At 61.2% G+C, this 26,340-nt stretch carries 24 protein-coding genes; 6 read left to right on the forward strand and 18 right to left on the reverse strand.

The window, feature by feature from the left end; genetic code table 11:
* Positions 1-50 precede the first annotated feature (50 nt).
* The 3 genes from rpoD to rpsU form a co-directional block, all read right to left on the reverse strand.
* Positions 51-1,898, reverse strand: coding sequence for an RNA polymerase sigma factor RpoD (rpoD, locus tag AC0J1C_RS02460; RefSeq protein WP_473045483.1), 1,848 nt, complete (start codon positions 1,896-1,898; stop codon positions 51-53).
* A gap of 109 nt (positions 1,899-2,007) precedes the next feature.
* Positions 2,008-3,756 carry a DNA primase gene (gene dnaG / locus AC0J1C_RS02465; RefSeq protein ID WP_473045484.1) on the reverse strand — a complete coding sequence of 583 codons (1,749 nt, stop codon included), beginning with the start codon at positions 3,754-3,756 and terminating at the stop codon, positions 2,008-2,010.
* A 149-nt stretch (positions 3,757-3,905) separates the two neighbouring features.
* Positions 3,906-4,121, reverse strand: a complete 216-nt coding sequence (rpsU, locus tag AC0J1C_RS02470) for a 30S ribosomal protein S21 (RefSeq protein WP_007153483.1) — start codon at positions 4,119-4,121, stop codon at positions 3,906-3,908.
* Positions 4,122-4,357: 236 nt separating this feature from the next.
* Here rpsU and tsaD point away from each other — a divergent pair, with 236 nt between their 5' ends.
* Entirely contained in the window at positions 4,358-5,413 is a 1,056-nt protein-coding gene (tsaD, locus tag AC0J1C_RS02475) for a tRNA (adenosine(37)-N6)-threonylcarbamoyltransferase complex transferase subunit TsaD (protein ID WP_473046491.1), read from the forward strand.
* Between the two features lie 11 nt (positions 5,414-5,424).
* Here tsaD and plsY read toward each other — a convergent pair whose 3' ends face one another.
* A complete protein-coding gene (gene plsY, locus AC0J1C_RS02480; protein ID WP_473045485.1) occupies positions 5,425-6,015 on the reverse strand; it encodes a glycerol-3-phosphate 1-O-acyltransferase PlsY in 591 nt (196 codons plus the stop codon).
* Positions 6,016-6,155: 140 nt separating this feature from the next.
* On the opposite strand from plsY, the gene folB reads away from it, so the two are divergent.
* On the forward strand, positions 6,156-6,512 hold the full coding sequence (gene folB, locus AC0J1C_RS02485; RefSeq protein WP_473045486.1) for a dihydroneopterin aldolase: 357 nt from the start codon (positions 6,156-6,158) through the stop codon (positions 6,510-6,512).
* The gene (gene folK, locus AC0J1C_RS02490; protein WP_473045487.1) at positions 6,512-7,036 is read left to right on the forward strand and encodes a 2-amino-4-hydroxy-6-hydroxymethyldihydropteridine diphosphokinase; all 525 of its coding nucleotides are present in this window, start codon (positions 6,512-6,514) and stop codon (positions 7,034-7,036) included. The genes folB and folK (AC0J1C_RS02490) overlap by 1 nt, the downstream gene beginning before the upstream one ends.
* Here folK (AC0J1C_RS02490) and pgi read toward each other — a convergent pair.
* The 10 genes from pgi to dksA form a co-directional block, all read right to left on the reverse strand.
* Positions 7,019-8,680 (reverse strand): glucose-6-phosphate isomerase, encoded by a 1,662-nt coding sequence (pgi, locus tag AC0J1C_RS02495; protein WP_473045488.1) that lies wholly within the window; start codon positions 8,678-8,680, stop codon positions 7,019-7,021. The genes folK (AC0J1C_RS02490) and pgi overlap by 18 nt on opposite strands.
* A gap of 22 nt (positions 8,681-8,702) precedes the next feature.
* Complete coding sequence (gene panC, locus AC0J1C_RS02500; RefSeq protein WP_473045489.1) at positions 8,703-9,551, reverse strand: pantoate--beta-alanine ligase; 849 nt, start codon at positions 9,549-9,551, stop codon at positions 8,703-8,705.
* A complete protein-coding gene (gene panB, locus AC0J1C_RS02505) occupies positions 9,548-10,342 on the reverse strand; it encodes a 3-methyl-2-oxobutanoate hydroxymethyltransferase (protein ID WP_375192491.1) in 795 nt (264 codons plus the stop codon). The genes panC and panB overlap by 4 nt, the downstream gene beginning before the upstream one ends.
* Positions 10,343-10,403: 61 nt before the next feature.
* Positions 10,404-10,901, reverse strand: coding sequence for a 2-amino-4-hydroxy-6-hydroxymethyldihydropteridine diphosphokinase (gene folK / locus AC0J1C_RS02510; RefSeq protein ID WP_473045490.1), 498 nt, complete (start codon positions 10,899-10,901; stop codon positions 10,404-10,406).
* Entirely contained in the window at positions 10,898-12,229 is a 1,332-nt protein-coding gene (gene pcnB, locus AC0J1C_RS02515; RefSeq protein WP_375192541.1) for a polynucleotide adenylyltransferase PcnB, read from the reverse strand. The genes folK (AC0J1C_RS02510) and pcnB overlap by 4 nt, the downstream gene beginning before the upstream one ends.
* 752 nt (positions 12,230-12,981) lie before the next feature.
* On the reverse strand, positions 12,982-14,385 hold the full coding sequence (locus tag AC0J1C_RS02520; RefSeq protein WP_473045491.1) for a sigma-54-dependent transcriptional regulator: 1,404 nt from the start codon (positions 14,383-14,385) through the stop codon (positions 12,982-12,984).
* A 7-nt stretch (positions 14,386-14,392) separates the two neighbouring features.
* Positions 14,393-17,356, reverse strand: coding sequence for an ATP-binding protein (locus AC0J1C_RS02525; RefSeq protein WP_473045492.1), 2,964 nt, complete (start codon positions 17,354-17,356; stop codon positions 14,393-14,395).
* Positions 17,346-17,522, reverse strand: coding sequence for a hypothetical protein (locus AC0J1C_RS02530; protein WP_167363236.1), 177 nt, complete (start codon positions 17,520-17,522; stop codon positions 17,346-17,348). The genes AC0J1C_RS02525 and AC0J1C_RS02530 overlap by 11 nt, the downstream gene beginning before the upstream one ends.
* A 50-nt stretch (positions 17,523-17,572) precedes the next feature.
* A complete protein-coding gene (gluQRS, locus tag AC0J1C_RS02535) occupies positions 17,573-18,445 on the reverse strand; it encodes a tRNA glutamyl-Q(34) synthetase GluQRS (protein WP_473045493.1) in 873 nt (290 codons plus the stop codon).
* A gap of 68 nt (positions 18,446-18,513) precedes the next feature.
* Positions 18,514-18,954 (reverse strand): RNA polymerase-binding protein DksA, encoded by a 441-nt coding sequence (dksA, locus tag AC0J1C_RS02540; protein ID WP_008940629.1) that lies wholly within the window; start codon positions 18,952-18,954, stop codon positions 18,514-18,516.
* A gap of 181 nt (positions 18,955-19,135) precedes the next feature.
* Here dksA and sfsA point away from each other — a divergent pair, with 181 nt between their 5' ends.
* A complete protein-coding gene (sfsA, locus tag AC0J1C_RS02545) occupies positions 19,136-19,867 on the forward strand; it encodes a DNA/RNA nuclease SfsA (RefSeq protein WP_473045494.1) in 732 nt (243 codons plus the stop codon).
* Here the strand turns inward: sfsA and AC0J1C_RS02550 are convergent.
* The 3 genes from AC0J1C_RS02550 to AC0J1C_RS02560 are packed head-to-tail and all read right to left on the reverse strand — an operon-like array spanning position 19,851 to position 22,205.
* On the reverse strand, positions 19,851-20,222 hold the full coding sequence (locus tag AC0J1C_RS02550) for a Rieske (2Fe-2S) protein (RefSeq protein ID WP_473045495.1): 372 nt from the start codon (positions 20,220-20,222) through the stop codon (positions 19,851-19,853). The two genes, sfsA and AC0J1C_RS02550, sit on opposite strands and share 17 nt — an antisense overlap.
* Positions 20,219-20,587, reverse strand: a complete 369-nt coding sequence (locus AC0J1C_RS02555) for a pentapeptide repeat-containing protein (protein WP_473045496.1) — start codon at positions 20,585-20,587, stop codon at positions 20,219-20,221. Before AC0J1C_RS02555 ends, AC0J1C_RS02550 begins: the two co-directional genes overlap by 4 nt.
* Positions 20,588-20,627: 40 nt before the next feature.
* A complete protein-coding gene (locus tag AC0J1C_RS02560) occupies positions 20,628-22,205 on the reverse strand; it encodes a bifunctional aminoglycoside phosphotransferase/ATP-binding protein (RefSeq protein WP_473045497.1) in 1,578 nt (525 codons plus the stop codon).
* 122 nt (positions 22,206-22,327) lie between these two features.
* Between AC0J1C_RS02560 and mrcB the strand changes: the two genes are divergently transcribed.
* Together mrcB and AC0J1C_RS02570 are read left to right on the forward strand one after the other, a co-directional pair.
* Positions 22,328-24,658, forward strand: coding sequence for a penicillin-binding protein 1B (gene mrcB, locus AC0J1C_RS02565; protein WP_473045498.1), 2,331 nt, complete (start codon positions 22,328-22,330; stop codon positions 24,656-24,658).
* On the forward strand, positions 24,655-25,254 hold the full coding sequence (locus tag AC0J1C_RS02570) for a tetratricopeptide repeat protein (protein WP_473045499.1): 600 nt from the start codon (positions 24,655-24,657) through the stop codon (positions 25,252-25,254). Before mrcB ends, AC0J1C_RS02570 begins: the two co-directional genes overlap by 4 nt.
* Before the next feature lie 55 nt (positions 25,255-25,309).
* Here the strand turns inward: AC0J1C_RS02570 and AC0J1C_RS02575 are convergent, their stop codons facing one another.
* Positions 25,310-26,239 carry a DUF4382 domain-containing protein gene (locus AC0J1C_RS02575; protein ID WP_473045500.1) on the reverse strand — a complete coding sequence of 310 codons (930 nt, stop codon included), beginning with the start codon at positions 26,237-26,239 and terminating at the stop codon, positions 25,310-25,312.
* Positions 26,240-26,340: the final 101 nt, after the last annotated feature.

Below are 26,340 nucleotides of genomic sequence, written 5' to 3' on the forward strand. Positions count from 1 at the left end.
AGCGGGCGCCATTATACCGGTGAGGTGTGGCGCCCGCTACTGTTGCGGGATTATCCGTTGCCCTGGTCGTCAATGAAGCCGCGCAGGTGGTCGGAGCGTGACGGGTGACGCAGTTTGCGCAGGGCCTTGGCTTCGATCTGACGGATCCGTTCCCGGGTTACGTCGAACTGCTTGCCGACTTCTTCCAGGGTGTGGTCGGTGTTCATCTCGATGCCAAAACGCATCCGCAGCACCTTGGATTCCCGGGCGGTGAGGCCGGCCAGGACCGAGCGGGTGGCTTCGCGCAGACCTTCTGCGGTGGCGGAATCCACCGGGGAGAGGGCCTGGATGTCCTCGATGAAGTCGCCCAGATGGCTGTCTTCGTCGTCGCCGATCGGGGTTTCCATCGAGATCGGCTCTTTCGCGATCTTCAGCACCTTGCGGATCTTGTCCTCGGGCATCTCCATGCGCTCACCGAGCTCTTCCGGTGTTGGCTCACGGCCCATCTCCTGCAGCATCTGGCGGGAAATCCGGTTGAGCTTGTTGATGGTCTCGATCATGTGCACCGGAATACGAATGGTGCGGGCCTGGTCCGCAATGGAGCGGGTGATGGCCTGGCGAATCCACCAGGTGGCGTAGGTCGAGAACTTGTAACCCCGGCGATACTCGAACTTGTCTACGGCCTTCATCAGGCCGATGTTGCCCTCCTGGATCAGGTCCAGGAACTGCAGGCCACGGTTGGTGTACTTTTTAGCGATGGAAATGACCAGACGCAGGTTGGCTTCGACCATTTCCTTCTTGGCGCGACGGGCCTTGGCTTCGCCGATGGACACCCGACGGTTGATTTCCTTGATATCGGCGACGTCCAGGTCCACTTCGGTCTGCACGTTCAGGATGCGCTTTTGCAGACGGACAATTTCGTCAATGCGCTCGGCCATGGGGGCAGCATAGGGCTTCTTGCTCTTGGCAATCTTGTCGGCCCAGTCCAGGTTCACTTCGTTGCCCGGGAAGGACTTGATGAAGTCCTTGCGCGGCATCTTGCAGTCGCGAACACAGATCTGCATGATCGCCCGCTCGTTTTCCCGCACCAGGTCGTTGGTGGAGCGAACCACGTTGACCAGTTCATCGAAGGCCTTGTTGGCGAGCTTGAACGGTGCGAACACCTGGCCCAGTTCGTTCAGCGCGTCCTGGGTTTTCTTGTCGGCACGGCCATGCTTGGCCAGGGCCTTGTCGGCGGCATCCAGTTTCTCCCGCAGCAATTCGAAACGCAGGCGGGTTTCTTCCGGATCCGGACCGTTGTCGGTCTCTTCCTCGCTGGAAGAGGAGTCGTCGTCATCGTCGGAGGAGGAATCCGTGTCGTCGGAGCTGTCGCTGGTGTCTTCGCCCATGAACGGTTCGGCGTCGTCCGGATCGAGGAAGCCGGTCACAATGTCACTGATGCGGCCTTCGTTCTCGATGATGCGCTCGTAGGCCTGAATGACGGTGCCGGCGGTACCGGGGAAGTGGGCGACCGCAGCCATGACATCGCGGATACCTTCCTCGATGCGCTTGGCAATCACGATCTCGCCTTCGCGGGTCAGCAGTTCAACGGTACCCATCTCGCGCATGTACATGCGCACCGGATCGGTGGTGCGGCCAGCATCGGTTTCTACGGCGGCAAGGGCGGCGGCGGCTTCGGCGGCGGCAGCTTCGTCGGCGGTGGAGTCGCCTTCGGTCATCAGCAGGGTATCCGCGTCCGGCGTTTCTTCGCACACCTGGATACCCATGTCATTGATCATGCGGATGATGTCTTCGACCTGATCCGGGTCGGCGATGTCTTCCGGGAGGTGATCGTTTACCTCGGCGTAAGTCAGGTAACCTTGTTCCTTGCCTCTGGCAATGAGGTCTTTCAAACGTGATTTTTGCGAATTGCCTGACATAGACACCCTGTGAACTCGCTTTTAAGAGGAAAAAAGTTAAACAGCCATTATAGCTGTCGCGTGGACGCGCTGCCACCGAATGGTTAGATGGTGATCAGCCCGCCAAGTTTCAAGTGGCATCCTCGGCCCGGTTAAGGGTGAGTTGCCGTTTCAGCGCCTGTCGCTCGTCATCAGACAGGCTCTTCAAATCAATCTCGCCGCTGCGAACCATGGCCAGCTTTCGCTGGATCAGCTTGGTTTCGTTTTCCGGCGCAAGAATCTCCTGGGCATTTGCCAGGGTCTTGTCCCGCGCCGGTATATGCTCAATCCCGTCGAACAGGTTGAAAAACCTCTGGCGCGCGGTGGTATCGAGCGCCAGTGCCCGTGTCAGCGCCCTGCGGTCACTGATATCGCTGGCAAGAATCCAGTCGGCGAATTCCCGGGCCTGCTCAAATTGCCGCGAGCTGCGAGCCAGTTCCACCACCTCCGTGGCCAGCTCTGGCGCTTCCAGCAGGCCAAGGCACAGAATGCTGTCCTTGCTCAGTTTCACGTCAATGCGCTCTTCGGTAACGCGGTCCCGGCGCGGATCCCGCCAGCGCCCTGGCTGCTGGTCCCGCTGCTGCCACTGATTGCGGCCGCCACACAGGCGGAGCATCTCGTGCCACATGGCGTCCCGAAGCGTGCTTCGGGGCATCTTGTTGAGCAGGGGCTCCACTCGGGCTCTCAGTTCGCCGCGATTCTCCGGCAGTTGAAGGTCAAGGCCCTCACTCTGGCGGTCGAACAGGAACCGGGACAGCGGCGTGGCGCTGTCTATGCGCTGTTGGAATGCGTCCGGGCCTTCCTTGCGCACCAGTGTGTCCGGATCTTCGCCCTCAGGCAGCATCAGGAACTGCAGGTGCAGGCCATCTGCCATCAACTCCAGCGCGTTTTCCATCGCCTTGTCTGCCGCCCGAAATCCGGCCTGGTCGCCATCGAAGCAGAACACGATGTGTCGTACCTGTTTCAGCAGCGCTTGCAGGCTGTCCTGGTTGGTGGCGGTGCCCAGGGTTGCCACCGCATAGTGAATGCCGTGTTGGGCCAGGGCGATCACGTCCATGTAGCCTTCCACCACCAGCAGCTTGTCGAGCTGCCGGATCGCCTGTTTGGCTTCGAACAGGCCGTAGATCTCCCGGCTCTTGTGAAACACATCCGACTCCGGAGAGTTGATGTATTTCGCCTTGTCGTCTCCCAGAGTCCGACCGCCAAACGCGACGGTTCGTCCCCGGCTGTTGCGGATCGGGAACATGACCCGATTTCGGAACAGGTCCCGAGGCCGGCCATATCGATCCGATACTGTCCCGGTTTCTATCAACGGACCTTTCAGGTCCTTGCTGGCGGCATCGAACAGCGCGGTGCCTGTGCCGGGCGCAAATCCCACCTGGTAGCGCTCAATGATGGCGCTGTCCAGGCCGCGTTCCTTCAGATAGTCCCGGGCAAAGTTACCTTGTTGCCCTTTCAGGGCGGACTGGTAGAAGCGGCTGGCAAAATCCAGCGCATCGGTCAGTGTCCGCGCCTGCTGGATTTCCTGTTTCGCTGCCCGGTCGTAAGGCACTTCCAGGCCCACCCGCTTGGCCAGTTCCTCCACAGCTTCGGTGAAGCCCAGGCCGTCAAACTCACGCACGAAGCTGATGGCATCGCCGTGGGCGCCGCAACCGAAACAATGGTAGAAACCCTTGTCGGGCCGGACATTGAACGAGGGTGTTTTCTCGTCGTGGAACGGGCAACAGGCCTTGTAGTTGGCGCCCGCCTTCTTGAGGGTGATCCGCGAACCGATCAACTCTGCCAGGTCGATTCGATCCAGCAGGTTTTCAACAAACGGTTGGGGAATCAGTCCGCTCATGGTGGCTCCACATCAGGCCGTCATCGGGGTTGGCCAATAGCCAAAAATGCCGCCGAAGCCAGGCCTCGGCGGCATTTTTGAGTCGCTCTGTGCAGCCTGCGGCTGAACAGGCAATCAGTGCTTTGCAGTCAAGCGGCGTCTGCTGAAACTCAGTACAGACGCTCGAACTTGCGCTGTTCCCGCTGAAGCTTCTTGAGATGACGCTTGACGGCAGCGGCTGCTTTGCGCTTGCGAACAGCGGTGGGCTTCTCGTAGTGCTCACGACGACGTACTTCAGAGAGTACGCCCGCTTTTTCGCAGGAACGCTTGAAGCGACGCAGTGCTACGTCAAACGGTTCATTCTCTTTCACTTTAACAGCTGGCATTCGGAAATCACCTACCTGATAGATTCGGTTTCAATGTTGTCCGCCTGGCCGCGCCAGGACGGTTCTCGATCCCTGGTCAGATTGGCTAAAACTCGACCAGTGCATATTTAGGGCGGCAATAATAGCGCCTGGCAGATGGCGAGGTCAATGTTTGTTCGATGATTCTGCCTGCCGGTTTCGGGTTTCTGCTAAACTACGCGCCGTTTTCATTTATGACGACCGATGTGGCCCGGACTATGCTGATTCTTGGTATTGAAACCTCCTGTGACGAAACCGGCGTGGCGCTGTTTGACACCGAACAGGGGCTGTTGGGCCATGCGCTGTTCAGCCAGATTGACATGCACTCAGACTACGGTGGCGTGGTCCCCGAGTTGGCCTCCCGGGATCACGTTCGCAAACTGCTGCCCCTGTGCGATCAGGTGCTCGCCGATGCCGGCCGGCGCCGCTCCGACATCGAGGGAATTGCCTACACCGCGGGCCCGGGCCTGGTCGGCGCGCTGATGGTGGGCGGTTCCGTGGCGCACGCTCTCGGCTTTGCCCTGGGCGTGCCCGTCCTCGGGGTACATCACATGGAAGGGCATTTGCTGGCGCCCATGCTTGAAGACAACCCGCCAGCATTTCCTTTCGTGGCTTTGCTGGTATCGGGTGGTCACACTCAGTTGGTACGGGTGGACGGCATCGGCGAATATGAAATGCTGGGTGAGTCGGTGGACGATGCCGCCGGCGAGGCGTTTGACAAGACCGCCAAGATGCTCGGCCTCGATTACCCGGGCGGCCCCCGCGTTGCAGCCCTGGCGGAAAAGGGTACCGAGGGCCGCTACCGCTTCCCAAGGCCAATGACTGACAGGCCGGGTCTGGATTTCAGCTTTAGCGGCCTCAAAACGTTCACTCTGAACACTGTCAACGCTGCACGGGACTCGGGCGAGCTCGATGAGCAGACTCGGGCCGACATCGCGCTGGCGTTTGAGGCGGCGGTTGTGGATACCCTGGTGATCAAATGTCGGCGGGCACTGGAGCACACCGGCTGCAAGCGCCTGGTGATCGCCGGGGGCGTAAGTGCCAACAAACGCCTGCGGGCATCGCTGGAAGCCATGACGGGTAAGCTGAAAGCCCGCGTATTCTACGCCCGGCCAGAATTCTGCACCGATAACGGTGCCATGATTGCCTACGCGGGCGCCCAGCGGATGCTGGCGGGCCAGAAAGACGGAGAGCGCATCGTGGCTGTGCCGCGCTGGCCTATGAATACCCTGCCACCGTTGAGTCAGCCCCGGTCATCCGGCCTGGTGGATTGAATCCGGGTTGATCAGAGGCCGGCTTCGCGGCCCTGGGCCAGCCGAATCAGGTTGTTCCGGTGGCGAACCACAATCAGGATGGCGAGCAGGCCGAACAGCGGCAGTGTTTCTGGCTCCAACAGCGCGCTGATCAGCGGGCCGCTAACCACCGCAATCAGTGACGCCAGCGCCGAGATCCGCCAGCGCCAGATCACCAGCGCCCAGATGCCCGCCATTAACAGGGTGGTCAGGGGTGCCAGGGCGAGACCGGCGCCCAGTGCCGTTGCCACGCCTTTTCCACCCTTGAAGCGGAAGAATACCGGAATCATATGGCCGGTCACCGCGCACAGGGCAACCACCGCCTGAACCATCACCGACAGCCCCACCTCGTGGGCCAGCCAGACCGGTAGCCAGCCTTTGGCAGCATCCAGTGCCAGGGTCAGCAACGCGGGCGCCCAACCGCCGGTGCGGTAAACGTTGGTGGCGCCAGGGTTGCCGGAGCCCTGGGCTCGGGGGTCCGGCAGTTGCCAGGCCCGGCACACAGGCAGTGCGAACAGCACCGAACCCGCCAGGTAGGCGGCAGCGCAGAGCAGTACGGTCAATACCGGGTCACTCGGAATCATGTGGCAGGCTCGGAAGCAAAGACGTCCCTGGTCAAAATGTGCGAAAATGCCGGCCCTGAAAATGCCGGCCAGCAAAGTCACAGTATCCGCAGGTTGTGCGTTATTCAATCACCAATCAGTGGAAGAACCCGGGAGTCCCCGTGGCAGATACCGTTTTTATTGAAGGCCTGGTGGTGGAAACCGTGGTTGGCGTCTACGACTGGGAGCGGGAAGTCACCCAGAGCCTCGTTATTGACCTGGAAATGGCCTGGGATAACCGGGTGCCGGGCCGCTCGGACGACGTTGCCGATGCTCTGGATTACGCCGCCGTCAGCGAACGTGTGGAAGCCTGCCTGAAGCGGCTCCAGCCGCAATTGCTTGAGCGTGCCGCCGAAGAGCTTGCCGCAGTTCTGCAGGCCGAGTTTGGTGTGGGTTGGTTGCGGCTTGCCATTCGTAAGCCAGGTGCCGTTCCGGGTGCGGCCGCGGTGGGTGTCCGAATTGAACGGGGAGTGCGGTAGTGTCGAACCCAGTTCGTGTTTACCTGAGCATTGGTAGCAATGTGGACCGCGAACATTACGTGACAGCTGCCCTCGAGGCGCTGGACAAGTGGTTCGACGAGCTCGCGATATCGCCGGTGTACGACAGCGAGGCTGTGGGTTTCAACGGTTCGCCCTTCCTTAACCTGGTGGTGGGCGTGGATACCGAGCTGTCCGTTGCAGAACTGTCGCGGCGCTTCAAACAGCTGGAGGCTGAGAATGGCCGACGTCGTGACGTGCCGAAATTCAGCGCCAGAACCCTGGATCTTGATATCCTCACATACGGCAATGCGGCCGGGCCGATTGATGGCGTGGAGCTGCCCCGGGGCGAGATTCTCAAGAATGCCTTTGTCTTGCGGCCGCTTGCGGACATCGCACCGGATGACGTACATCCGGTGTGCGGCAAAACTTACGGTGAGCTGTGGCGTGAGTACAGCGCGGGTCAGAAGCTCTGGCCGGTGGACTTCCACTGGCGTGGCCGGCGAATATCAAGCGCCGCCGGCTGAGCGGAACATCTCGATCAATTGATCCGTGGAGCTGTCGCTGGCCTGCTGGCCAGAGTCTTCGCCCAGAAGTCGTGGCAGGATCCCCTTGCCGAGCTGCTTGCCGAGTTCCACCCCCCACTGGTCGAAGGAGTCGACATCCCAGATAACCCCCTGCACGAAGGTCCGATGCTCGTAAAGTGCAATCAGGGCGCCCACCGTGCGAGGCGTTACCTTCGCCATGGTCAGGGTGTTGCTGGGTTTATTGCCCGGGATGACCTTGTGCGGGGCCAGCCGCGCCACCTCGGCCTCCGGCATTCCTTCCGCTCGTAATTCCGCGGTGGCTTCCTCCAGGGACTTACCGGCCATCATGGCCCGGGACTGACTCAGACAGTTAGCGAACAGGTCCGCGTGGTGGGTGGCCACCGGATTGTGGGTGGTCAGGGGAATGATGAAGTCGGCCGGAATCAGTCGGGTGCCCTGGTGAATCAGTTGATGGTAGGCGTGCTGGCCGTTGGCACCAACACCACCCCAGATCACCGGGCCGCTTTGCCAGCCCAGCGCTTCACCGGTCTGGGTCACGCACTTGCCATTGCTTTCCATGTCCAGTTGCTGGAGGTGGTCGGGCAGGCTCCGCAGGTAATGATCGTAGGGCAGGATGGCGTGGGTTTCCGCGCCCCAGAAATTGTTGTACCAGATGCCCAGCATGGCCATGATCACCGGCAGGTTCTCCCGTGCCGGTGCGTCCCGGAAATGCTGGTCCATGGCATGGGCGCCGGCCAGTAGTTCCCGGAAGTTGTCCATGCCAACGGTCAGTGCGATGGGCAGCCCGATGGCAGACCACAGTGAATAGCGGCCACCGACCCAATCCCACATGGGAAACACGTTGTCCGGGTCAATGCCGAAATCCTGGGCCGCCGGCACATTGGCGGTCACCGCCATGAAATGCCGGGAAATGGCATCGGAATCCTGGCCATGCTCCAGGAACCACGCCTTGGCCACCTTGCTGTTTTCCAGTGTTTCCTGGGTCCGGAAGGACTTGGACTGGATCAGGAACAGGGTGGTTTCTGGGTCGACCTGTCGGAGCGTCTCGCAAATTTCCGTGCCGTCGATGTTGGCTACGTAATGACATTTCAAGCCGCCCTGGGCGTATGGCTGCAGCGCCTCACCCACCAGCTTGGGACCCAGGTAGGAGCCACCGATACCAATGCTGACCACATCGGTGAGTGGTTTGCCGGTATAGCCGGTACGGCTCTTGTCCAGTACCCCCGACACCAGTGTTTCCATTCGAGCCAGAGTGCGCTGGACTTCCGCCACCACATCCTGGCCGTCCACCCGGATGGACTCGCTGCCGGGGTTGCGCAGGGCTGTGTGCAGGGCGGGGCGATCCTCGGTTACGTTGACACGGTCACCCCGCAGCAGGGCGTCGCGACGCTCTGCAAGGCCGCAGCGGTCGGCCAGGGACAGTAGGGCGTCCAGTACCCCGTCGGTGATCCGGTTCTTGGAAAAATCCAGGGACAGACCGGCCCCCTGGATGAAATAGCGCTTTGCCCGCCCGGGATCGTCCCTGAAGAGGTCTTTCATGGCAACGGTATCGAGGCGTTCCCGGAGCTCCCTCAGTGTCTGCCATTCGGGTGTCGAGGTCAGGACGTGAGGATGTGCGGGCATCAGAGTTTCCTTTTCTGCTGGTCTATCGCGACAGGGACAGGTTGTCGATCAGTCGGGTTGTCCCGAGGAAGGCCGCCACCAGAAGCGTGAGGTCACGGTCTTCGGGTGTCGCCGGTTTGAGCGTCTGGCTGTTCACGATGTTGAAGTAGTCCGGACGCATCCCGGCTTTGGCGAGCTGTGCCTCAGCTTCGCTTTCCAGTGCCTGAAAGTCTGTACGACCATTGGCGATCTCCTTGCCAACCGCCTGCAGCGTCTGGAAGACGGCCGGCGCAACTTTCCGTTCCTCGGGGCTGAGGAAGCCGTTTCGGGAGCTTTTGGCCAGGCCGTCGTCCTCGCGCACGGTGGGCGAGCCGATCACATCAACGGGCACCATCAGATCCCGCACCATCTTGCGAATCACTGCCAGCTGCTGGAAGTCCTTCTCGCCAAACACGGCAAAGTCTGGCTGCACCATGTTGAACAGCATGGTGACTACCGTTGCCACGCCTTCAAAGTGCCCCGGTCGGCTGGCGCCGCAATGGCCATCGCTGACATCCGGGACGACCACCTGGGTCTGCCTGGCGAGTCCCTCCGGGTAGATCTCGGCCACCGTTGGGGCAAACACCAGGGTGTTGCCGGCGGCGGCCAACTGGTCCTGGTCCTCGGCGAGTGTCCTCGGGTAGCGGTCCAGGTCTTCGCCGGCCCCGAATTGCATGGGATTGACGAAAATGCTGGTAACCACTACATCGGCCATTTCGGCAGCTTTGCGTACCAGGGATATATGCCCTTCGTGCAGGTTACCCATGGTAGGTACCAGGCCGATGGTCTTGCCCTGCTGGCGGTAGCCCCGGAGTATGGTTCGCAGTTCTTTGAGGGAATGTACGGTTCTCATGCCTTGAAGGTGTGCTCCTCAGCGGGGAATGTGCGATCTGCCACGGCCTTCACATAGGCCTCGATGGCTTCCTGAACCGAGTCGGTTTCTGCCAGGAAATTCTTCACGAAGCGGGGCTTGCGACCCGTGCTGATGCCCAGCATGTCGTGCAGCACCAGGATCTGGCCATCGGTGTCCGAGCCCGCGCCGATTCCGATGACCGGAGCCTTCACCGCCTGAGCGATGCGGGCGGCCAAAGGAGCGGGCACGCACTCCAGCAGGATGACATCGGCGCCGGCGGCCTCGAGCTCGCAGGCGTGCTCAATCATCATTTCTGCGGCTTTCTCGTCCCGACCCTGCACCTTGTAGCCGCCGAACTTGTTCACGAACTGCGGGGTCAGGCCAAGGTGTGCGCAGACAGGGACCGCCCGCTCGGTGAGTGCGGTAATGGTCTCTTTCATCCAGTCAGTGCCCTCAAGTTTTACCATGTGGGCGCCGGCACGCATCAGTTCCGCAGCGTTCTCCAGGGCAGATTCCACGGTGCCGTAGCTCATGAACGGCATGTCCGCCATGATCAGTGAGCCCCGGTTGCCCTTGGCCACGCAGCTTACGTGATAGACCATCTGGTCCATGGTGACGGGGAGGGTGCTGTCGTGGCCCTGCAACACCATGCCCAGGGAATCGCCGATCAGGATCACGGGGACCCCGGCTTCACTGACCACCTGCGCGAAGGTGGCATCATAGGAGGTGAGGGCCGCAAAGGCTTCGCCCTTTTGCTTGTATTCACGCAGGGTATTGATGGTAACAGCCATAGAATCCTTGCCTTTTGGGTGGATGGGCCAAGACCGGGCCGGGGTTTCCGGCAATCAGGTGTTAAGGGTAATCCGCTGGCGGAAGCTTGCGCAAGCGGTTGTCGGGGCAGTGCCGCCGCAGTTCGGCGATGGTTTCGCCATCCGGCAGATGCAGGTCCGGCTTCAGATCCAGCAGCGGCTGCAGGGCAAAGTCCCGGTTGGCAAGCTCCCTGTGAGGCACGGTCAGCCGTTCGTCGTTGAGGACCTGGTTGCCGAAGAGCAGGATGTCGAGGTCCAGGGTGCGAGGTCCCCAGTGCCGCAGACGCTCCCGACCATGGGCCCGTTCGATGGCTTGTAACTGGTCCAGAAGCTGGTGGGGGCTGAGCCCGGTGCTGAGCCAGACCGCTCCGTTGACAAAGTCCGGCTGGTCCTGGGGGCCTACCGGACGACTGGCATAGAAAGGCGATTGTGCCACCAGGGTGCAGTCGGGCAGGGACGCCAGTTCGGCGACCGCCCGTGCCAGTTGTGCGGCAGGCTCCTTGAGGTTGCTGCCGAGCCCGATAAAAGCGTCGGTCATCATTGCTGGGCGGGGCGCTTGACCGGCTTGCGGCGGCGACGGCGCTTTTTGGGCGCATCGCTGCTCAGTTCCGACAGCATCCGCTCCTGGCCACGCTCATCTTGTTGTTGGAAGTCGGTCCACCACTGGCCCAGGCCCGGCTCGATTTCACCCGCGGCTTCCCGCACCAGCAGGAAGTCATAGGCAGCGCGGAAGCGGGGCTGGCTCATGGTGGCAAAGGCCCGTTTGCCCTGCCGGCGGGGCAGGCGCATCTGAAGCTCCCAGATCTCTTTCATGGGGCCGGAGAAGCGCTTGGGGATCGAGGTGGCCTGCACCTGGCGCCCGATCACCTTGCCAATCGCGCCGTGCAGTGCAGGTTGTACCGGTTCGCCGTTATCCTGCCGACGGTGCCACTCCGCCTGAAGTGCCGGCCAGAGCATGGCGGCGAACAGGAAGTAGGGGGTCACCGACTTGCCCTGGGCAATCCGGGCGTCGGTGTTGCGAAGCGCCTGGCGAATCAGTTCGTCGGGTTCGCCGGCCTCCAGTGCCCGGGCTGTTTCCGGAAACAGCGGGGCCAGCAAGTCATAGTGCTTCAGAAGATCGTAGGTGGCCTCGCCGTGGCCGGCGGAGAACAGCTTGAGCACTTCATCGAACAGCCGAGCCGGCGGAATATGATTGAGCAGGGGCGCCAGCTCGCGAATGGGGGCCTCGGTTTCCGGTTCAATATCGAAGCCGAGCTTGGCGGCGAACCGTATGGCGCGAAGCATTCGCACCGGGTCCTCCCGGTATCGGGTTTCAGGATCGCCGATCAGGCGCAGCTGACGGTTGCGCAGATCTTCTATGCCGTTGGCAAAGTCAATAACGGTGAAGTCGCGGATGCAGTAGTACAGGGCGTTGACGGTGAAATCCCGGCGCAGGGCATCTTCTTCCTGGGTACCGTAAACGTTATCGCGCAGCAGCAGGCCGTGTTCGTTGGTCCTGCGGTCATCATCCACCGAGTCGTTGTCGGCCTCGTTGGCATTGCCCCGAAAGGTGGTGACCTCGATGACTTCGCGGCCAAACACCACATGCACGATCCGGAACCGGCGGCCAATCAGGCGCGAGTTCCGGAACAGATCGTGGACCTCTTCGGGCGTGGCGTTGGTGGCAATGTCGAAATCCTTGGGCTGCCCGCCCAGGAGGATATCGCGAACGCCACCGCCAACCAGGTAGGCTTCGAAGCCCGACTTGTTCAGTCGGTGCAGAACCTTTTTGGCCGGCTCGCTGATGACAGAGCGAGAGACGGTGTGCTGGTCGCGTGGAATTTCCCGACGCTCGTAGGTATGGGCTTTCTTCTTTCCGTTGCCGGGCATGATGGAACGGAGCTTCTCGACCGATTGCTCGACGAACGTGAAAATTGATTTAGGCATTGAAATCCGTGATTGCGATGAGCAAAAACCGAGAGTTTAACGGTTTGAGCAGGATTTGCACACGCTTGCCTTCGATTCCGGGTTCCCGGGAGAGTGATTTGAGGATTTTCCGGTGGCCAGAAAATCAAAAGGCGGATCCGTTTTCACGAATCCGCCCTGAAAGCGTTGACGATCTGCATTGTTGTTGTTTTTGCCGGGATTTTTCTTGGTTTTTGTGCCCCACTGCATGTCCCCAATTTCGGGGCAATGAGCAGTGCAAACGGAAAGCTTTGAATACACAGAGCGGTCAGAGACATCGGGCGGGTCTGGGGTAGCTGCAGTGTCACCTGGAAGGTGATTCTTCTCTACATCTACAACTCGCACGTGCCGTGGGACCACTAAAAAGCAAAGTACCCAAAACACTCAGTTCGCTCACGTTCTATTGTTGTTTTTGTTACTGAACGTCTTCCTGCAGCTTTTTGTTCTTGTTTGGGCGCTGCGTTGTCACTCTTGTTTTTGTTGTTGTGCGCCAAATAGGTTGCAGTCCGTGTGCCAGTTTTTGAATTTCTATGATTAACAGTGCCTTACGATTTTGTAGCCCATAAGTGTTACCCCGTATTCTACCTAAGTGTTACTGAGATCACGTTCTCGCTGTGAAGAGTGTTACCGTGAGGAACATGGGGTAACAACTGAGCGCGGGTTCACACTATGGCTCTTCAGTTGCCCGATGATTTCTTGCGTGGAATGCCCAGACGCTGCCGGCGCTCCCACAGGGATTTGCGGCTGATGCCCAGCTTTTGGGCCAGTTCGGTCTCGCTCATACGGTCCTGGTTCTCGAGCACAAAATGCTGGAAGTAATCTTCCAGGGAGAGGTCGTTGGAGGCGTCCACTTCCCGCGTGCGGGCCTGTTCGTTGTTACCTTCGACCAGGGTTTCGGGGATGTGTTCGTCGCCGCCCTCACTGTCCAGATCCAGCAGGGAAGGGGTGATGACATCGCCGTCGCACAGAATGGTGGCCCGCTCGATGGCGTTTTCGAGTTCCCGGACGTTGCCGGGCCAACGATGCCGTTCCAGTGCACGCATGGCCTCCGGGCTCAGGTTGAGGTCGGGCTTGCCCATGCGCTCCCCCTGGCGCTTCAGGAAGCGTCGGGCCAGGCCAAGTATGTCGCCCTGGCGCTCCCGGAGTGGCGGAATCCGGATCTGCATGACGTTCAGGCGGTAGTAGAGGTCTTCACGAAACTCCCCGGTACGGGTCATTGCCTTGAGGTTGCGGTGGGTGGCGGCAATCATGCGCACGTCTACCTTGCGACTCTGTGTTGAGCCGACTTTGCGGATTTCGTTCTCCTGGAGTACCCGCAGCAGACGGGCCTGCGCTTCGGCAGGCAGTTCGCCAATTTCATCGAGGAACAGGCTGCCACCGTCGGCGGCTTCGATCAGACCGGTACGTGCCGATACGGCGCCGGTAAACGCGCCTTTTTCATGGCCAAACAGCTCTGACTCGATCAGGCTTTCCGGGATAGCGGCGCAGTTCACCGAGATCAGTGGTTTGGCTGCCCTCGGGCTGAGCAGGTGCAGCGCCCGTGCAGCCAGTTCCTTACCGGTACCGGATTCGCCCTGGATCAGCACCGTGGTTTCAGTTGGGGCGACCTTGCGAATCAGGGTGAACACCCGCTGCATGGGCTCGCACTGGCCGAACATAATGCTTGCCGGGTCGCTGCTTTCCGCACTCTGAGGTGCCACCCCCTGCCCATCGGTACCCGATTCGGGCTGCGATTTGCGGGCCAGAATGTTGGCCACGGCGGCCAGCATTTCATCGTGATCAAACGGCTTGGCAATGTACTCGACCGCACCCATCTTCATGGAGTCCACCGCCGAGCGCAGGCTGGCGTAGCTGGTCATGATCAGTACCGGCGTGTTCGGGGCCCGGTTGATCAGCTCGGTGCCTGCCGCGCCGGGCAGTCGCAGATCAGAAATGATCAGGTCGAACTGTTCCGGGTCATGGTTCTGTTCGGCTTCCTCGACGGACGCCGCATCGGCCACGTCGTAACCGGCGTGCTGCAGCAGTTTGCGCACTGCCGAGCGAATGATGTCTTCGTCTTCCACGATCAGAATGCGAGGCATAGAAATCTCAAGACCTTTGGTTCTGGCTGATGGTGGCGATCTCTTTTTCCGGCTCGTAGGCGGGCAGCCTGAGCCTTACGCAGGTGCCCGTGCCCGTTTGCGGATCGGCGGGGCTTTCCACCTGAATGTTGCCATAGTGCTCTTCAATAATGCTGTACACCAGCGACAAGCCAAGGCCGGTCCCCTGGTTCGGGGCCTTGGTGGTGTAAAACGGCTCGAAGATGTGGTCGAGCTGGTCTCCGGGAATGCCGGAGCCTTCATCAACCACTTCGATAATAGCGGAGTAGCCGTCGCCCTTTCCACTGACCCGGATGGTGCCGCCGTCAGGGGAGGCGTCCCGGGCGTTGGCAAGCAGGTTGATGAACACCTGCACCAGGCGCTGCTCGTCACCGAGGATCTGCAGGGAGGGCGGGCAATCGTTGACGTAGCGGATGCCCAGGCCTTTGTCACTCAGGGACAGCAGGTTGATTGATTCATCGACACAGCGGCGGATGGGCACGGGCTCGTACCGGTTTGCCTGGGCATGGTTTCCCGTGCGGGCAAAGTTCATCAGCGACTGCAGGATGGTGGAAATGCGCCGGGTCTGCTGCTGGATCTGGTCGGCGGTGTCGAGAATATCCGGATTGTCGGTTTCCAGCTTAAGGTTCTGGGCCAGTGAGGAGATGCCGGTCACCGGATTGCCAATCTCATGGGCCACGCCGGCCGCAAGCCGGCCGACCGAGGCCAGTCGTTCGCTGTGCATCAGCTCGTCTTCCAGCAACCGGGTTTCGGTCTGGTCTTCCACGAGGATGATGCTGCCGCCTTCAGGATGGTCCGGCCCGCTCAGGGCGGCCTTGTGCAGGTTCAGCCAGTGTGGCTTGCCGCGCAGATCCAGGCGGTGCTTATAGCGGTGCAGTTCCTCGCCACGGTTGAAGTCGTCCAGCAATGCGTGCCAATGCTCCGGCAGGGCCATCAAGCGGGCACCGACCACGTCGTCTGCGGTTATGCCGGTGAGCGCCTCCATCGCCATGTTCCACATCAGAATTTCACCATCCTCGCCCACGGAGCAGGCGGGAATGGGCAGGTTCTGGAGGGTCTGTCGGTAATGCCGGCGCAGGTTGTCCAGCTCGCCGGCGAGGCCTGTCAGCCGGTTCTGGTAATCGCCCAGGACTCGCTCCACATAGCGGATGTCCTGGGCGGTACCGCCCTGGGCCATGGGTTTGAAGCCGAGGTGGCGTTTTACCATGTCCCGGGCAACTGACGGGCCCAGCAGTCCCGAGAGATTGATTTCCACCTGGTCGCGCAGGCGGCGCAGCTGATAGGGCCGATACTCCACGTTGGGCAGCTTCAACTGGGCCAGCGCCCGCTCCACTTCCCGGCGGGCCACACCATAACCGAGGGGTTTCGCCAGCTGGCGCACAAAATCGGTGGATGAGGTGGCCAGCAGCTCGCGGCGCTGGGGGCGTGACAGGGCGCCCAGGGAGCAGGCCTGGGCAGCACTGTTCTCTTCACTGGTGCTGGTGCTGAGAATGGACACCAGGGCAAAGACCGAAATGTTGGCGGTCAGGCTCACAAACGTGAAGATGTGCCAGTTGCTGTAATCCGGCACCAGGGGTGCGCCCAGCCACGCCAGCAGGTTGGCGGTGTGGGAAAATGGCAGCACCAGGGTAACGGCCCAGATGGTCAGCCCCACAATCAGGCCGGCAATCAGCCCGCGCCGGTTGCCCTCGGGCCAGTAGATCACGCCAAGTGCCCCGGGCAGGAGCTGCAACGTGCCTGACAGCGAAATGGCACCCAGGATAGACAGGTCCAGGTTGCGGCCCACGGTTTCATGGAACAATAGCGCCAGGAAAATGATGACGGCGATCAGGGCACGCTTGACCCACTGGAGCCAGCGGTAGATGTCGCCCTGGTCCTTCGGGGTTTTCAGTGGCAGAACCACATGGTTAAGCGCCATGCCGGCCAGTGCCAGGGTGCTCACAATCATCAGGCCGCTGGCGGCGGACAGGCCGGCGATGTACATCAACAGCGTCAGCATGGGGTTTTCCAGGGCCTGGGCAACGCCAATGGCGAAGAACGCCGGGCCGGTGGTGACCTCCAGTTGCTGGCCTCCCCACAGAATCAACGGTACCGGGAGCCCCAGGAGCAACAGGTAAAGGGGCAGGCCCCAGCTGGCCTTGGCCAGGCCCTTGGGTGACGGGTTCTCGCTGAACGTCATGTGGTACATGTGGGGCAGCACCAGTGCGGCGGCGAAGGACATCAGCATCAGCGCACGCCAACTGCCGTCGTCGATGCTCAGGGTCATGGTGGTAGCGGGTGAGGTGCGGGTGGCCAGCCATTGCTCAAGCCCGGCCATGCCATCAAACACGCCGAAGAGAATGACGCCACCAAGCACAAGCAAGGCCACAAGCTTGACCATCGAATCAAAGGCGATGGCCAGCACCAGGCCCTGGTGGTTGCCCGAGTTCTGGCCCCGGCGGGCACCGAACAGCATGGCGAACAGCACCACGATCAGGCTGAACATAACGCCAATAACGTTGGGCGAGGTATCGGGCGCCAGGATGCTGGCCGACGTTACCACCGCCTGTATCTGCATGCTCAGCAGCGCCAGGATGGCGCCACCCGAGCAGAGGGTTACCAGGGTACCGGCCCATTGGCTGCGATAGCGATAGGCAAACAGGTCCGCCAGCGAGGTCAGCTGGTAGGCCCGGCCAATTCGCATCACCGGATTAAGCAGTACCGGCGCCAGCAGAAAGGCGCCGCTGATGCCCAGGTAATAAGCCAGAAATCCGTAGCCTGACTCGGCGGCCATGCCCACGGCCCCGTAGACGGCCCAGATTCCGGCATAGACGCCCAGACTCAGCACATAGACCAGCGGGTGGCGCACCCAGCGACCGGGCACCACGCCACGTTCGGTGACCCACGCAATCCCGAACAGCAATATCAGGTAAAGCAGGCTGGCAAGCAGCAGTCCGGAGGCACTAAAACTCATTGGGGTCTCGCCGCCATTCCAGCCAGAAGCCGATAGCTATGAGGCCTGCCCAGATAAGGTAGGGGCTGTACCAGGCATTTTCCGGAGAGGTCCACCAGTCGAGGATGTTGGGCGAAAAAATATAGATGGCCAGAACCAACAGGAAGACCAGACGGTAGATATACATCAGGCATGCTATCCGCGCTGAGGTGTGAGAGGGGTGTTATACCATGTCCCTCAGCGGGATGTCAGGTGAATGGCGCTTCGCCGCCAGTTGGCGCAACCCCATGCCAGTACCGAGTCCGCGGATGTGTCGGCCAGGGAGGTCGGTGGCTGCTGTCCCAGCGCCTCGAGAGCCTGAACCAGGTTACGGGCGGCCATCGAATCGTCCAGGGCCGGTGCATGGGTCTGTTTGCTCAGTTTCTGGCCTTGCTCGTTGAGGATGACCGGAATGTGCAACCAGCTGGGCGGCGTCTGGCCCAGGGCCCGGTAGATCTGCTGTTGTTGTGCCGTCATGTCGAGCAGGTCGGAGCCGCGCACCACATCGGTTATTCCCTGGTCGATGTCATCCACCACCACCGCCAGTTGATAGGCAAAGAATCCCTCCTTGCGCAGGATCACGGGGTCGTCGAGTTCTGCCCGTACCGTCTGGTGCTGTGGCCCCAGCAACAGGTCCTGCCAGCGGCAGTCTTCGTCTTCCAGGGCAAAGCGTACCGCCCAGGGGCGATCACCAACACCCGCGCCGCCACGTCGGCAATGGTTGGGATGGCGGCCCTGGTGGGCTTGCAGCTCCTTTCGGGAGCAGGGGCAGCGGTAGGCATGCCCTGATGCCAGTAGTTGCTCGATGGCGCTCTGATAGGCGTGATGCTGCTTTGACTGGAAACGCACGGGTTGGTCGGGGAACAGGCCGTGAGCCTCCAGGCTGGCCAGGATCTGGCCGGTGGCCTCCGGCGGCTCCCGCAGGGGGTCCAGGTCTTCAATACGGATCAGCCACTGGCCGTTGTGGGCGCGGGCTTCCAGATAGCTGGCGAGGGCGGTGACCAGTGAGCCGAAGTGCAGGGGGCCGGTTGGTGATGGAGCGAAACGGCCCCGGTATTGAGGATGCTTCATGGCGGTCAGTCAGCCGGCCCGTCTCTGTACAAGGTACGAGGCCGGCAACTGTTCCTGGCGAGGCCGGCTCAGATGCCGGTCTGGCGTTCGCGGATCTCGGCCAGGGTTTTGCAGTCGATGCACAGGGTTGCCGTCGGGCGCGCTTCGAGGCGGCGAATACCGATTTCCACACCGCACTGGTCGCAGAAGCCGTAGTCGTCCTTGTCGATGCGATCGATGGTCTGATCGATCTTCTTGATCAGCTTGCGCTCACGATCGCGGGTGCGCAGTTCCAGGCTGAACTCTTCCTCCTGGGTTGCGCGGTCGCTTGGATCGGCGTAGTTTGCAGCGTCTTCCTGCATGTGGTGCATGGTGCGGTCGACCTCTTCCATCAGCTCCTGCTTCCACTGGAGGAGAAGGTCCTTGAAGTGCTGGAGCATTTCCGCACTCATGTACTCTTCACCCTTCTTCATTTCATAGGGGGTGAAGTTGGTAAAACGTTCGCGTGGTTGTTCTGCAGTGTTTGCCATTGAACCCGGCCTCTTGATTGTACTTCACAAGAACGCTTTTGCTTCCCGCCGCGTGAGCCCCCGTGGCTGAGCGGATTTACCCTGGATGAAGCAGTCGTCCTGAAAACGGGAATTTGCGGAAAATAGCAGATTAGTTACGGGGGTGCCAGCCTTGTGGCACCGACTTTTGAACGGAGAGCTCATGAAGTTTCCTGAACCTTTGGTTGAAGGCCGTCTTATTCGTCGTTACAAGCGCTTCCTGGCGGATGTGCGACTGTCAGACGGCACCGAAGTGACCGCCCATTGCCCCAACACCGGCTCCATGCTGGGCTGCCAGCCGGAGAACGCCCGCGTTTGGCTGAGCCGCAGCGACAACCCCAAGCGCAAGCTGCAATACACCTGGGAGCTGGTGGAAGCCGTGCCCGGGCAACTGGCCTGCGTGAATACCGCCAGGCCCAACGGCCAGGCAAGGGAAGCCGTGGAAACCGGGCGGGTGTCAGAGCTGGCCGGTTACAGTCAGTGCCGGGCTGAAGTGAAATACGGCGCCGAAAAAAGCCGGATTGACCTGTTGCTGTCCGGTCATCCCTCGGAGCCAGACGCCTGGGTGGAAGTCAAGAACGTGACCCTGGCGGAGGACGGCCAGGGGTTTTTCCCGGACGCGGTCACCGAGCGCGGTCAGAAGCACCTGCGCGAACTGATGGCCCAAGTAGAGCAGGGCGAGCGTGGGGTGTTGTTTTTCGTGGTCAATCACACCGGGATCGAAACCGTTCGGCCCGCCGACCACATTGATGCCCGCTACGGTCAGTTACTCAGGGAAGCCTGCGATGCCGGGGTGGAGGTGCTGGCGTACCGGGCTAGTTTGGCCAGCGCAGCGGGTGACCCTACCGGTCTTCTCACGTTGACTGAGCCGGTGCCGGTTATTCTGGAAGTCTGACCTCCAGCTGCCCCTCCTGTTCGCGCACCTCCAGCTGCGTGAGGGCGTCGCCCTGGCAGGGCCCGGCAATGCATTCGCCATCCCCGGGTTTGAAAAGTGCGCCGTGGGTGGAGCACTGGATAAACAGGTTGTCGCTGTCCATGAAGCGCCCCGGCATCCAGTTCAGTTCAATGCCCAGGTGGGGGCAGATGTTGAGGTAGGCCCGGGGCTCCTCCCCGTCCAGAAACAGAAAGCCGGTGAGCGGCATACCTTCCGGCTGCCGGGCCTTTTCCCGCAGACGGAACTCCACAAACCGACCGGGCACCAGTTCCGGGGCGGGGCAGACGGTTTGCCACTGGCGGTTGCTTGCCGTCATTTTGGCAGTATGGCGTAGCGCATCCGGGTGCCATGGTTCAGGGACATGACAATTTCATCCGCGTGCAGCCGGTGCGGGAAGTAGCAGCCGGAAATCTTGGCGCTGGCGATGCTGGACCCTTCCATGCGCGATTTTGAGAAATCCACGCCGCGCAGATCCGCGCCCCGGAAATAGGCGTGGCGGAAGTCCAGCCCCTGTGCATCCATGCCTCGCAGGTCCAGGCCCCTGAAGTCACCATGGGCAAAGCTCGGCAACTCCGAGAGCTTGGCTTTCTGGGTGTTGAACGCCTTGATGTCTTCGCTCCGGAGCAGGTCGTAGAGCGGATGGCTGATCTGTTGTACGTCGTGCTCGCTTTTGTCGTCCATCGTGTGCCTCGCAGTGGCCAGTGCAAATCCTGTTGTTATTTTAGCCGGGATTGATGCCCAGGTGCTGACGGATCCGGTCCGCCACGGCTTCGGCCACATGTTCCTGATCGGTGTGCAGGTGGACGGTGTGGGTCTTTTCCTCTGCAGTCAGTGGCTCGAACCAGCTCTGCTGGGCATCGAGTAATTCTTCGGTGGCTTCCGAAGCGTCGCCCTGGCGCTTGCGAATCCACTCCCGGCGCAGGGCCTCCGGCGCCTCGCAGTGGATCAGGGTAAACGGCAGGCCCTGGGCCTCCGCCACGCTGGCCAGCAGGGAACGCTCCTTCTGCTTCAGGCTGGCGGCGTCGACAATCACCGGGAAGCCGGCCGCAAGAACCTGCCCAGCGAGATCGGCCAGGCGTTGATAGGTTTTTTCGGTAGCCTCTTCAGTATAGAGGTTGCCGCCGGTTGGTGATCGGGAACTATCCAGCGGGGCCAGCCCGTGCAGGCGCTTGCGCTCAACATCCGAACGCAGGCGAATCAGCCCCAGCTCACCGGCCATGGCCGCGCTGACGCAGGTCTTGCCGCTGGCAGACAGGCCGGTGGTGGCCAGCAGGTAGTGATTGGGGATGCTGCCGTAGTCTTCTGCCAGCTGTGCGTAGGCCCGGTAGCGTTGCATCAGGCCTTCTTTCTCGGCTTCGCTCAGTTCCGGGTTGCCCATGGTGAACAGCGCGATCTTGGCCCGCACCATGGCGCGGTAGGCTTTGTACAGGGGCAGTAAAGGTAGCGCCTCGAAGTCGTCCCGGTGCTCCAGGTAGGTATTCAGAACCAGATTGGCCAGCGCGTTCTCGCCCCGGAATTCCAGATCCATGAGCAGGAACGCCAGGTCGTTGATCACATCAATCCATCGGAACGGCTCGTTGAATTCGATGCAGTCAAAGACGGTGACCTGACCCTCAAAGCGGGTAATGTTGGCCAGGTGCAAATCGCCGTGACACTCTCGCACCAGACCATTGGCACGGCGCCGGGCAATCAGATCCCGGTGGCGCTCGAAGGTGGATTCGGTCCAGGCCTGCAAGTTGTCGAGCTGCGCGAGCAGATCGGTGTCGCTGATCAATGGCCGAATCTGGTCAAAGTTTTCCTGCATGGCGGCAAACACCGCCTCCGGTGTGCCCAGCGGCTTGTCTTCGGCAACCGGCGGCAACTGCTGGTGGAAGGCCGCCACCTGCCGCGCCAGGCTGGTGAGTAGCTCGGGAGCCAGGTTGCCGTTTTCCTGCAGCCGGTCGAACAACTGGTCCTGGTCAAACTGGCGCATCCGGATGGCGTATTCGAAGGCCTCGCCGTCGCCGCCGAGTACCGGGTTTTCCGGTGTGCCGGTAATGGGCAGAACCTCCAGATACAGTTTCTCCGCGAGCCTGCGGTTCAGCCGCAGCTCTTCCTCACAGAAATGTTTGCGGCGCTCGAGGGTGGAGAAATTCAGAAAGCCGAAATCCATGGGCTTCTTGATCTTGTAGGCGTAGTCGCCGGTCAGGATCACCTGGGAGATGTGAGTTTCGATAACCCGGAACCCGGACACCGGGTGGTCGTACAGCTCCGGATTCTGCAATGCCCGAACCAGATTGCCTGGGGATGTCTCACTCACGTCACTCTCCTCGCGTTCCCTGAACCCATTGATTTTTCTTGCCCTATCATAACGGGCAGATTACAGAAATAACACACAGTTGGCCTGCCTTCCCGCCCGCTCCCTTCGTTATAATCCGAGCCATGAAAAAATCGCGCTCAACACCCAACCCCCGAAAGAAATCGTCCCGAAGGTCCTCTGGCAACGGTCGCCGCCCATGGTTCTGGCGCTTCCTGTTCCGGTTGGGCGCCATCGGCCTGGTATTGCTGGCCGGCTGGATGGTCTATCTGGACGCCGTAGTGACTGACCGCTTCGAGGGGCGTCGCTTTGAAGTGCCGTCCCGCGTGTATGCCCGTCCCCTTGAGCTGTTCGACGGCGCCAGCGTAAGCGCCAGTGGTCTGGAGCGCGAACTGGAACTGTCCGGTTACCGCAAGGCGGGCGGTTCCGAAGCGGGCAGTTATCGGCGTAGCGGCGGCCGGTTTGTTATCAACACGCGTGGATTCCTGTTTCCTGATGGCGAAGAGCCGAAGCGCAGGCTGTCGCTGACCATTGCCGGCGACCGGGTGCAGCAGTTTTCCGTGGTTAAGGGCGAACCTTCCCCCATCGTGCGCCTGGAGCCGGCGCAGATTGGCGGCATCTACCCGGCTCACCGGGAAGATCGTATACTGGTGCAGCTCGACGAGGTGCCGGCCCTGCTGCCGGCAACCCTGATGGCCATCGAGGACCGGAATTTCTACGACCATCACGGCATCGCCCCCCTGTCCATCGGCCGGGCCATGCTGGCCAACATCCGCGCCGGTCGGATTGTCCAGGGCGGCAGCACCCTGACCCAGCAACTGGTAAAAAACCTGTTTCTCAGTCGCGATCAGACGCTATTGCGGAAGGGCAATGAGGCGCTGATGTCGCTGCTGCTGGAGCTGCACTATGAAAAGGACGACATCCTCGAAACCTACCTCAACGAGGTGTACCTCGGGCAGGCGGGCACCCGCAGCATCCACGGTTTTGGCCTGGCCAGTCAGTTCTTCTTCGGGGAGTCACTCCGGGACCTGGAGGTGCATCAGATTGCACTCCTCGTGGGCATGGTGAAGGGACCCAGCTACTACAATCCGCGCCGGCATCCCGAACGGGCCACCGAGCGTCGCAACCTGGTGATCTCGGAAATGGAGCAGGCCGGGCTCATCGAGCCGGGGCGTGCGGCCCGGGCCCGGGGTCTGCCATTGGGGGTCAGCGAGCGGCCATCCTATTCCGAGAACCGCTACCCGGCCTACATCGATCTGGTTCGCCGACACCTGGCCCGGGATTACCGGCAGGAAGACCTCCAGAGTGAGGGTCTGAGGATCTTTACCACGCTCAACCCGGCTATCCAGTACGCCGCCGAATTTGCCGTCTCCCGGACCGTACCGCGCCTCGGGTCAGGAGAGGCAGCCAAGTCGCTGGAAGCGGCTCTGGTAGTGACCGCCAAGGATTCCGGCGAAGTTCTGGCGCTGGTGGGCGGCAAGGAGCCGCAATACGCGGGCTTCAACCGGGCCCTGGATGCGCAGAGACCCATTGGTTCACTGATCAAGCCCTTCATTTACCTCTCGGCCCTCCAGCAGCCGGACCGGTATACCCTGATTACACCGGTGCAGGACAAGAGCTTTACCCTGGAATTCGATGACGGTCGCCGCTGGCAGCCGAAGAACTACGATGGCGAGGAGCGCGGGGACGTGCCCCTGCACGAGGCGCTCTCACACTCCTACAATCTCCCGGCAGTGCGCGTTGGGCTCGATATTGGCGTTGATGTGGTGCGAGATACCCTGACGGCGTTTGGTGTCGATTCGCCCATCTCGCAATATCCGTCGATGCTGCTCGGGTCGGTATCCATGAGCCCGGTTACCGTTGCCCAGATCTACCAGGGACTGGCAACATCGGGCTTCAACACGCCGCTTCGCACCATCCGCGAAGTTACCGACGCCCGGGGGCAGGCGCTTTCCCGGTACAGTCTGGAAGTCGAGCAGGTGGCCGATCCGTCGGCCGTGCATCTGGTTCAGTACGCCATGCAGGAGACCATGCAGGAAGGAACCGGGCGTTCGGCTTACTACACGGTGCCCGAGGAACTGACGCTTGCTGGCAAGACCGGCACCACCGACGATGGTCGGGATTCCTGGTTCGCCGGTTTCAGCGGCGATCTGCTTGCGGTTGCCTGGGTGGGGCGTGATGATAATGGGCCAACGTCGTTGACCGGCGCCAGTGGTGCCCTGCCGGTGTGGTCGCGCTTCATGGCGCAGGTGCCCCAGCACGGATTCTCGCCGGTGGTGCCGGACGGTGTTAACTATCACTGGGTAAATTCCCGGCGTCAGGCGCTGACCGACGAATACTGCGACAATGCCCGGCTGCTGCCGTTCATCGCTGGCAGCGAGCCCACTCAGACAATCTCATGCTCCGGAACCCTTGAGCGCAGAATCCGGGGCTGGTTTGAAGGACTGTTCCAATGATTGAAAAACGCACATCCCGCACCCCGCTTATTGCCACGGCACTGGCGGCTGCCCTCGGCCTGGCCGGCTGCGCCTCCGGACCCGGGGGCGGTATCTACGTGCCGGTAGGCGGAGAGCCCGCCAAGGCGCCCGAGCCGCCCAGAACCAGCGACGATGGCGCCCGTGAAGAGGCGCAGGTATGGCGCAAGAGCGAACAGCCTGAGGCGGAACCGGTACCGGAATCCAGGGAGCCTGCCGGTAGCGCCGGTCCGAGTTACCGGGAAAGCGGCGACAGCCTTTCTCCCGCCGCCCTGAGCCTGGTTCGCGAAGCGGAGCGGTTACTGGCCCAGGGTGATACCCAGGCTGCCATCGCGCGCCTGGAGCGGGCCCAGCGCATTGCCCCGCGCTCGGCCGAAGTCTATTTCAAGCTTTCCGAGGCCTACGTGGCCGGCAATCAGCTGGGCACGGCGGAACAGTTCACCCTGAAGGGACTGTCTCTGGCGGGGAATGACGTAAGACTGCAACGGGCGGGATGGCTGTTGTTGGCCGATATCCGCAGAGCCCGGGGGAACGTGGCCGGGGCGGATCAGGCCGAGGCGAGGGCGGCTGCGCTCTAGGATAAATGGGGCGTCAAACGCCCCCTCTAACGTGGGAGGGGGCGTCTGGAGGCAATCACTGGAGAGGAATGGTTTCCGCTTCGGTGGTCTCGTTGGCGACAACAGTAACGTTCTGCTCACCCTCGAACTCGATGGCGTCATCCTGCTCGTTGTCGTCCTCCTGGCAGCTGTAGGCGATAGTGTAGTCGCCCGCTGGAAGGAAAGCTGCCGTGTAGTTGTAGAACACGGAATCCTGATCGGCCTCCACGGGCACGACCATCAGCGGGTTGCCTTCTTCATTGTTTACGTTCAGATCCGTTGGTGTTACGTCAACACCTTCGTAGACATACACCGACCCCTCGTACTGGCAGTCTGCCAACGCGTCTTCAGTGTCTTCGACACCCCGCATAGAGTTGATCTGTGCATAGTCTACCTGCCCGCTGATTGAGCCCACCTCAAGGTTGTTCACCAGACGGAGAGACGGCTTCAACATGAAGTCGGCGAGCGCATTGCCCTGTGGGTCTACGATGGACTTGCGGACATCGAAGTCGATGGTGAAGTTGGTGGTGGTGTCAGCCGCAACCAGGAAGTCGCCCTTCAGTTTGAGGCCACTCTGCTCACCTGAGGGAACTGCAAGTGTGTACTCGTTATCCCCTTGTGATTCCCTCTTTACGAAAGAATTCTGGGTGTCGATGATCAGTCGCAACTCGGTGTAGTTGCCTGCCGGCACCTCCTCGTCGGTGATCAGGGGTTCGGTCAGTCCACCCTGCAGGTCCAGCAGGTTTATCTGCTCAAACCCATCCACCGAAAACTCGATCCAGTCGCCGTTCTCGGGCTTCAATCGCAATTCGGTAAAGGCAATGGTGACATTGCTCAGATCGGTGGCAGGGGCATCGGTAACTCCGAAAGAGACGGTCCCGGTTGATCCTGAGCCTGAACCGCCGCCACAAGCCGCAACGCCTGCAGCCAGGGCCGAAATCGTGAACAATCGGATGGAACGCTTCATACAAACCTCCATGGCTTATTCTGTGTGTGCCAGCGCTCAGAACTGGCTGGCTTACTCCCACAGAACGCTTGCGGGAGGGGAAGCGTTCCGGAAATTTTGTT

Source organism: Marinobacter sp. E2 (assembly GCF_055755345.1).

Excerpts from the sequence above, each read along its gene's own strand:
- plsY (WP_473045485.1), bottom strand. The coding sequence starts at position 6,015 with ATGATTCCGAGTGACCCGGTATTGACCGTACTGCTCTGCGCTGCCGCC.
- panB (WP_375192491.1), bottom strand. The coding sequence starts at position 10,342 with ATGGCTGTTACCATCAATACCCTGCGTGAATACAAGCAAAAGGGCGAA.
- pcnB (WP_375192541.1), bottom strand. The coding sequence starts at position 12,229 with ATGCCCGGCAACGGAAAGAAGAAAGCCCATACCTACGAGCGTCGGGAA.
- panC (WP_473045489.1), bottom strand. The coding sequence starts at position 9,551 with ATGAGAACCGTACATTCCCTCAAAGAACTGCGAACCATACTCCGGGGC.
- mrcB (WP_473045498.1), top strand. The coding sequence starts at position 22,328 with ATGAAAAAATCGCGCTCAACACCCAACCCCCGAAAGAAATCGTCCCGA.
- AC0J1C_RS02570 (WP_473045499.1), top strand. The coding sequence starts at position 24,655 with ATGATTGAAAAACGCACATCCCGCACCCCGCTTATTGCCACGGCACTG.
- folK (WP_473045490.1), bottom strand. The coding sequence starts at position 10,901 with ATGATGACCGACGCTTTTATCGGGCTCGGCAGCAACCTCAAGGAGCCT.
- AC0J1C_RS02575 (WP_473045500.1), bottom strand. The coding sequence starts at position 26,239 with ATGAAGCGTTCCATCCGATTGTTCACGATTTCGGCCCTGGCTGCAGGC.
- sfsA (WP_473045494.1), top strand. The coding sequence starts at position 19,136 with ATGAAGTTTCCTGAACCTTTGGTTGAAGGCCGTCTTATTCGTCGTTAC.
- AC0J1C_RS02555 (WP_473045496.1), bottom strand. The coding sequence starts at position 20,587 with ATGGACGACAAAAGCGAGCACGACGTACAACAGATCAGCCATCCGCTC.
- AC0J1C_RS02520 (WP_473045491.1), bottom strand. The coding sequence starts at position 14,385 with ATGCCTCGCATTCTGATCGTGGAAGACGAAGACATCATTCGCTCGGCA.
- AC0J1C_RS02550 (WP_473045495.1), bottom strand. The coding sequence starts at position 20,222 with ATGACGGCAAGCAACCGCCAGTGGCAAACCGTCTGCCCCGCCCCGGAA.
- AC0J1C_RS02530 (WP_167363236.1), bottom strand. The coding sequence starts at position 17,522 with ATGTATATCTACCGTCTGGTCTTCCTGTTGGTTCTGGCCATCTATATT.
- pgi (WP_473045488.1), bottom strand. The coding sequence starts at position 8,680 with ATGCCCGCACATCCTCACGTCCTGACCTCGACACCCGAATGGCAGACA.
- rpsU (WP_007153483.1), bottom strand. The coding sequence starts at position 4,121 with ATGCCAGCTGTTAAAGTGAAAGAGAATGAACCGTTTGACGTAGCACTG.
- gluQRS (WP_473045493.1), bottom strand. The coding sequence starts at position 18,445 with ATGAAGCATCCTCAATACCGGGGCCGTTTCGCTCCATCACCAACCGGC.
- AC0J1C_RS02525 (WP_473045492.1), bottom strand. The coding sequence starts at position 17,356 with ATGAGTTTTAGTGCCTCCGGACTGCTGCTTGCCAGCCTGCTTTACCTG.
- dnaG (WP_473045484.1), bottom strand. The coding sequence starts at position 3,756 with ATGAGCGGACTGATTCCCCAACCGTTTGTTGAAAACCTGCTGGATCGA.
- rpoD (WP_473045483.1), bottom strand. The coding sequence starts at position 1,898 with ATGTCAGGCAATTCGCAAAAATCACGTTTGAAAGACCTCATTGCCAGA.
- dksA (WP_008940629.1), bottom strand. The coding sequence starts at position 18,954 with ATGGCAAACACTGCAGAACAACCACGCGAACGTTTTACCAACTTCACC.
- tsaD (WP_473046491.1), top strand. The coding sequence starts at position 4,358 with ATGCTGATTCTTGGTATTGAAACCTCCTGTGACGAAACCGGCGTGGCG.